This window comes from Hoeflea sp. BAL378, assembly GCF_000759435.1.
Taxonomy (GTDB): Bacteria; Pseudomonadota; Alphaproteobacteria; order Rhizobiales; family Rhizobiaceae; genus Hoeflea.
The window spans coordinates 1-380 of the sequence record NZ_JRJG01000189.1 but is presented as its reverse complement, the minus strand read 5'-3'; the positions used below and the strand labels follow the sequence as shown (position 1 = coordinate 380).

Annotated in this window: 1 pseudogene; it reads right to left on the bottom strand. The window is 63.9% G+C overall.

The window, feature by feature from the left end:
• Positions 1-380, bottom strand: a pseudogene (locus LL06_RS24575) (flagellin); the annotation flags it as partial.

Below are 380 nucleotides of genomic sequence, written 5' to 3'. Positions count from 1 at the left end.
GCGCCGATCAGCGTGGTCGAGGTGGTGTTCACGCCCAGCGTGGTGAGGGTCACCAGGCCGGCCGAGTCACGGTTGAAGCCGCCGACGATGTTCTTGGTGCCGGAAGCGGCGGTCGAGGTGTTGTTGAGCCAGTTCTCGCCGGAGAACGATGCCGATTCGGAGATCGAGACGAGCTGGTTCTTGAGCTCGGTCAGTTCCTTGTCGATCTTGGTCTTGTCAACGCCCGGCTCGCGGGCCGCGACCAGCTTTGCCTTGATTTCGGACACCACGTCGATGGCCGATTCCATGCCGGTATAGGCGACGTCGACCTTGGCGGCGCCAAGACCGAGGGCGTCCTGCACGGTGCCGAGCGCCTTGTTGTCGGAACGCATGGTGGTCGC